This window comes from Hoeflea sp. (genome assembly GCF_039975035.1).
Classification (GTDB): Bacteria; Pseudomonadota; Alphaproteobacteria; order Rhizobiales; family Rhizobiaceae; genus Hoeflea.
This window is the reverse complement of record NZ_JBDWHW010000024.1, coordinates 1-5,976: the sequence shown is the minus strand read 5'-3', so window position 1 is coordinate 5,976 and position 5,976 is coordinate 1. Positions and strand designations below refer to the sequence as shown.

General features: G+C 60.1%; 5 protein-coding genes. All 5 read right to left on the bottom strand.

Annotated features, from left to right (window positions below):
* Window positions 1–96: 96 nt before the first annotated feature.
* On the bottom strand, window positions 97–588 hold the full coding sequence (locus ABJN75_RS02045; RefSeq protein ID WP_348436376.1) for a DUF523 domain-containing protein: 492 nt from the start codon (window positions 586–588) through the stop codon (window positions 97–99).
* Between the two features lie 96 nt (window positions 589–684).
* Window positions 685–948 (bottom strand): hypothetical protein, encoded by a 264-nt coding sequence (locus tag ABJN75_RS02040; protein ID WP_348436374.1) that lies wholly within the window; start codon window positions 946–948, stop codon window positions 685–687.
* A gap of 111 nt (window positions 949–1,059) precedes the next feature.
* Entirely contained in the window at window positions 1,060–3,702 is a 2,643-nt protein-coding gene (locus ABJN75_RS02035) for a mechanosensitive ion channel family protein (RefSeq protein WP_348436372.1), read from the bottom strand.
* Window positions 3,703–3,870: 168 nt separating this feature from the next.
* Window positions 3,871–4,416: a DUF924 family protein gene (locus ABJN75_RS02030; protein WP_348436370.1), complete on the bottom strand. Its 546-nt coding sequence runs from the start codon at window positions 4,414–4,416 to the stop codon at window positions 3,871–3,873.
* A gap of 120 nt (window positions 4,417–4,536) precedes the next feature.
* Window positions 4,537–5,976, bottom strand: a 1,440-nt coding sequence (locus tag ABJN75_RS02025) for a biotin/lipoyl-containing protein (protein WP_348436368.1), incomplete at its 5' end; no start/stop codon positions are given.

Below are 5,976 nucleotides of genomic sequence, written 5' to 3'. Positions count from 1 at the left end.
CTGTCTACGACATTATCGCTATGCTGGACGACCAGTGGCACACCGGCCAGGGTCTACAGGGCAGACCCCGCAAGCAGGCAACATCCGCAAGGCCTTTCAGGACGGTTGGTCCAGCGTCTCGGCAAGCTGCCCGATCTGGCTTTCCGAAAACACCGCTATGCCGTTTTGCGACAACAGCGCCGCCACCACTCCGTTGCCTTCACGCGCGGCACCGTCAAAGCGTCCGCTGTAGACGAACGAAGTCCCGCAGGAGGGACTGCCATCTGTCAGAAGAGCAAAACGGCATCCCTGTGACAGCGCAACGTCCAGCGCGATCTCCGCCCCCAGCAGGAACGGGCTCGTCACATCGGCTCCGGTGTCATCAAAAATCAGGGCCTTGCCGGCAAGCACATCATCGCTCAGCAATCCCGGTTCGATTTCAGCGGGCGGGCGGGGTGTCGGAAATCCGGCGGCAACTTCGGGGCAAAGCGGCACGATGCGCCCTTGCTCCCGCCAGAGCGCCATCAGGGAATGATCAACCAACCGGTCTGAGCCATTGTAGCGCACCGGGCTTCCCAACAGGCAGGCAGAAACGAGAATCTTGTCCATCGCAAATCATTGGCCGTAGATTTGAGATCATGCAACAAAATTGCAACGGGCCGGTCACCCCTTGGGGAACCGGCCCGCAACATTTACGGTAGGCAATTACTTGATCACCGCGCCGCCATTGACGATGTCGATGCTCTCGCTGCCGGCAAGGGTTTCGCGGTCGCCCGACGGCATTGTCACAAAACAGCCTCCCGGGCAGAAATTCACCGTCGCGCCAGGCTCGACCACCACGTCGATCTTGTTGCCGTTTTCGGTAACAATCAGCACCTGGGATTGGGCATCCTTGTTGGTGACGGTTGCAGCGGCAGCGCCACCGATCATCGCCACGCTCATAATCAAACCAAAAAGTGTTGTTTTCATCGGTCTTCGGCGGACTCGCCGCTCCCTGTTAAACTCTGTCGAACCGCTGTTGGTCCGGTATGGATGCATTTCTAGCATCGCAAAACTGAATGCAGTCTGAACGGATTTGCGTCACCGGTCACCCCCATCCGGACCGGAGCCGTCTTCCATCGAATCCTGTCGGGCCCTGGATTGCGGCTTCTGCCTGACCTTCTTCCCGGCAGCCGGTTTGGGGCTCGAAGTGTCGGAAACCGCGGTTTTGCTCGCAGTCGTGCCCTTTGTCCCAACGAGTTGTTCCTTAAGCACTGCTACCGGTGTGTCGTCATCGTTCATCTTGATGTTCAGATCGCGTTGCGGGAACGGAATCTCGATGCCCTCGGCCTTCAGCCGTTCAAAGATGCGCAGGCGCAGTTCAGTCCGCGCCGAAAGTCCGCCCAGCACATCTGCAAGATGGGCCTTCACCTCAAAATCGAGCGACGAATCCCCGAAACCCGCGAAATAGACCACGGGCGCGGGATTGCTCATAACCATCTCGCAGCTGTTGGCGACTTCGTTGAGAATTTCGATCACCTTGCGCGGGTCGGCGCTGTAACTCACGCCAATGGGAACATCAATGCGGCCAAGACTGTTGCGATGGGTCCAGTTGCCCACCGGTGCATTGATCAGTTCGGAATTCGGCACGATGATCGATTGCCGCGAGAATGTTTCGATCTCGGTGGCGCGCACCGAGATTTTCTTGACAAACCCCTCCGTGGTGCCTGTCACCACCCAGTCGCCAACCTTGAACGGCCGCTCTGCCAGCAGGATCAGGCCGGAGACAAAATTGCTGACTATGTTCTGGAGCCCGAAGCCGATACCCAATGACAACGCCCCGGCAACCAGCGCCAGGCTCGAGAGATCAATTCCGGCGGCTGAAACACCGATCAGCCCGGCAATGGCGACACCGATATAACCGATCCCTGTCTTGATCGAATTGCGTACGCCTGTATCCATCCGCCCGCGCGACATCACATTGCCATCAAGCCAGCCCTGAAACCAGCGTGTCACCAGCAAACCGACAATGAACAGCACCACGCCAAAGAAGATCCCGACCAGCGAGATGGTGATGCCGCCAATGCGGATTTCAGTCAGAATGCGGTAAAACCAGAGTTCAATGTCCTGAACCTGAAATCCCCATTGCAGCAGGATCATCGGCACACCCAGCAACAGCACCAGAACACTGATCAGCAGACCGGCAACAAGCCCCGCCTGCTCCAGGCCGACAGCGCCAAGCCCGAACCGCGCTTCGATCCAACGGCCGACGATGGTATCTGCGAATGCATCCGGCTCGGAGATCGCCTTGCCCGAAAGATAGCCGATATACATGGTTGTCAGGATGGCACCGGTGCCGACAATCTGGGTTGCCGCAAACCGGGCGAGCCCGACATAGCCCAAGGCGATGGTTGCCAGCAGTCCGACACCACCAATCAGCAACGTCACCGAAACAACCCTTGGCCAGGCTTGCCCCGGATCGGACGGATCACCGGATTTGGACAGCATCGGCTTGACCAGCGCCATCCCGATCAGGATGAACGCCATCAAGCATACCGAGATGACGCTCTTGGAGACTGTAAGCACCACCGGAGAGCCAAGCGATTGGCTAAGTTGCCCGGCCACATAATCAAGCCCATTGACGATCACCAGCGCCAGGACGAGCTGGTAGAGCACCCGCGCTCCGCCATCGGAGAAATCAACCAGCCGCCAGGACGGCATGCGCGGCGCCAGTATCCCGCGAGCAAGTTTGCCAACAAAAAAAACCGCAACGATGATCACAAGCACGCTGCCTATGACCGGCGCGACGTCAGCCCGCAGGATCGCAAAGCTCTCGGCCAGCACATAGACAGTGCCAACCAGCACAGTCATGGCAACAGTGGGTATGATGGTGGACCAGAATGCGACCGACAACCGGCTGGTGTAGGGCGGATCTTCAAGATCAGGATCACGGGCAATCAGGCCGCCAAACAACCTGTAGGCACCGGACACGAATACCAGCCCGGCAAGCAGCGAGAAAAACAGCCATCCCAGCAACGCATGCCACTTGAACGCCCAGACAAATTTCAGCCAGGATCCGTAGATACGGAAAAAGTTGTTGACCTCACCGTCCACGGCGATCAGCGCGTCCGAAAGCATCGTCGGCCCCAGCTCCGTGCGCTTTAACAAGGTCGTGGAAAAAAGCTCCCGGCGCGTTTCCGTGATCCTGTCACCGAGATTGGCAGCCTTGACCGCCACATTTTCAGCCCGGCCGGTTAGCGTGTTGATCTGCGCACGCTCGGCGGCAAGCCGGTTTCGCTCCTCGACAATGGCATCGGGTTCAGCCGGCTCACCTTCGGCCGGCGCGGCGCCGAGCTGCTCGGTCCGCGCCTTGATTTCAGTCAGCCTAGGCCGAAGTGAAACCCCGATATCGAGCATGCTGCGGGACAGCGTCTCGATTTCGAGCTTGAGTTCGACCAGGGTGTCGTCATTGTCGGCGCTTTCCTCCACACGCTTGCTCAACCGCGCTATGTTGGCCTCTGCCGCAGTCAGCTTTTCTTCCGCGGCCACGATTGCCGGCGACACAGCAATATTGGCCGGCGCACCGTCTTTGGCCGCAGCCACAGGGGTGGTTGGTGCAACCGGAGCCGGCTGCTCCACGACTGGAAGCTGCGCCGGATCCACGGTTTGGGAACTGGCGGCGGACACCGATCCTGCAATTACCAGGCCAGCCATCACGACAGAGATCAACCAGTCAAAACGCATGCAATTCCTATCGCGTTGCAAAGCCCGGGTCATCATTAGCGCATAAGCGGTCAAACCGGAATCGATTTGAGTTGGCATGAAGTCCGGGTCCGACCCCATTTCTCGCACGCTTGCTGGATTTGCCTCTGCTGCTAACCGTACCGGACGGGAATATGGCTGGTGTGCAAGCTAGAATCCCGCACCGGGTTGAGCAAGATAGGCCTCCTCCTCCGGTGTCGAGGTCCGCCCCAGGATCGAGTTTCGATGCGGAAACCGCCCGAAACGTTCGACGATTGTCTGATGTTGACGGGCAAAATCGAGATAGTTTTCGTTGCCCAAGGCCTCACACAGCGCCACCGCGCGATCCTGGTCAGCTATGTTTTCCGCATGCTCGAACGGCATGTAGAAGAATATCCGGCGTTCTTCGCTCACAGCCGCGTCGGCGCCCACCGCAATTGCCGCCTTGGCCGCCTTGAGGGCAATGCTGTCGGTAGCGAATGACAGCGGCGAGCCGCGGTACATGTTGCGCGGAAACTGATCGAACACGATCACAAGCGCCAGCCGCGCTTCGGGCGATGCACGCCATTCCGGCGGAACCAGTCGCGACAGCGCCAGATGCAAACCGGCGAACCGTTCCGTGATGTGCCGGTCAACCTCCCCGTCCTTGACGAACCACTGTTTAGGCGTGAGTTCGTTGAACCAGAATTCAAGCACGGTTTCAGGTGTTTCGGTCATCAAAAGTCCTGTTCTGAGTTTCCCCGGAGTCGCTTGAATGTGGCGCACGTCAGGCACAGCTTCAACCATCAGGCAGCGATTTTCTGCCTGCGCATTCGAATTAACCGCCGGCCTCCTCGGTCAGGCGGCTTCCGCTGCGGCCATTAACGTCACCAGGCTGACCCCGTCCGTCACCTGAGCGCCAACCGCCACCATCACTTCGTCGACAACGCCGTCGCGCGGCGCAGTCAGCGTCATTTCCATTTTCATGGCTTCCATGATCACCACCGGATCGCCGGATTTGACACTTTGCCCCGCCTCAACCAGCACATGTTTGACGATGCCCGGCATTGCCGAGATCACCTGATCGCCGCCCGCCGCCAGATCATCGCTGCGTTTGCCCAGCGGCTTGCCGAACTGATGCGTCAGACCTTCGTAAAACACCGCCACGCTGGTCGCCGATTGCGCCACGCGGCAGCGCCGTGACACACCGTCGGCGCGAAACGCCCAATCCGCTCCCGCACTCGACACGGCTTCCAGATTGAGGGTCCCTGTCTCAAGCCCACTCCCCGAAACCCGCCAGTGATTGGCGCCGCAGCGTTCGACCTGATAATTCAAGGCTTCGCCGCCATTTTCGAGCACCACCCTGCGCCGCGGTGCGCCCCAGATCTCGAACGGTCCGATGGCGTTTGCCGCATCATCTGCCGCCGCATGAGCCGGAATCATGCCCGACGCCGCCAGCACCGCCAGCGCAGCAATGGCGTCCGGCGCGGCCTCGATCACCGACAGACTGGCGAGATTACGATCGATCAGGCCGGTGTCGAGCCGGCCGGCGGCAAAATCGGCATCCCGGCAAAGCTTTGCCAGGAACGCCGTGTTGGTCACCGTGCCTGCGATCTCGGTGCGGCCCAGCGCGCCCGCCAGCTTGCCCAGCGCCTCGGCCCTGGTCTTGCCATGTGCAATCACCTTGGCGATCATCGGATCGTAAAATGGCGTGATCTCGTCACCCGCCCGAACTCCGGCATCTACCCTGATATCGCCATCGGGGAATTTCAGATGCACCAGACGCCCGACGGCGGGCAGAAAGCCCTTGCCCGCGTCCTCGGCATAGATCCGTGCTTCCACCGCGTGGCCGTTGATTGCAAGCTCAGACTGCGCCAGCGGCAGCGGCTCGCCCGAGGCCACACGGATCTGCCACTCGACCAGATCAAGCCCGGTGATCAGTTCGGTCACCGGATGTTCCACCTGCAGCCGCGTGTTCATTTCCATGAACCAGAACCGGTCGGGCTTCAGTCCCTCGCTGGCGTCGACAATGAATTCCACTGTTCCCGCACCGGAATAGTTGATCGCCCTGGCGGCTTGCACCGCAGCCTCACCCATCGCCGCCCGCATCTCATCGGGCATACCGGGCGCCGGCGCTTCCTCGATCACCTTCTGGTGCCGGCGCTGCGCCGAACAGTCGCGCTCGAACAGGTGCACCACATTGCCGTGCTTGTCGCCGAACACCTGGATTTCGATGTGGCGCGGCGTGGTCACGTATTTCTCCACCAGCACCCGGTCGTCGCCGAACGAGGCTTTCGC

Excerpts from the sequence above, each read along its gene's own strand:
- ABJN75_RS02045 (WP_348436376.1), bottom strand. The coding sequence starts at position 588 with ATGGACAAGATTCTCGTTTCTGCCTGCCTGTTGGGAAGCCCGGTGCGC.
- ABJN75_RS02040 (WP_348436374.1), bottom strand. The coding sequence starts at position 948 with ATGAAAACAACACTTTTTGGTTTGATTATGAGCGTGGCGATGATCGGT.
- ABJN75_RS02035 (WP_348436372.1), bottom strand. The coding sequence starts at position 3,702 with ATGCGTTTTGACTGGTTGATCTCTGTCGTGATGGCTGGCCTGGTAATT.
- ABJN75_RS02030 (WP_348436370.1), bottom strand. The coding sequence starts at position 4,416 with ATGACCGAAACACCTGAAACCGTGCTTGAATTCTGGTTCAACGAACTC.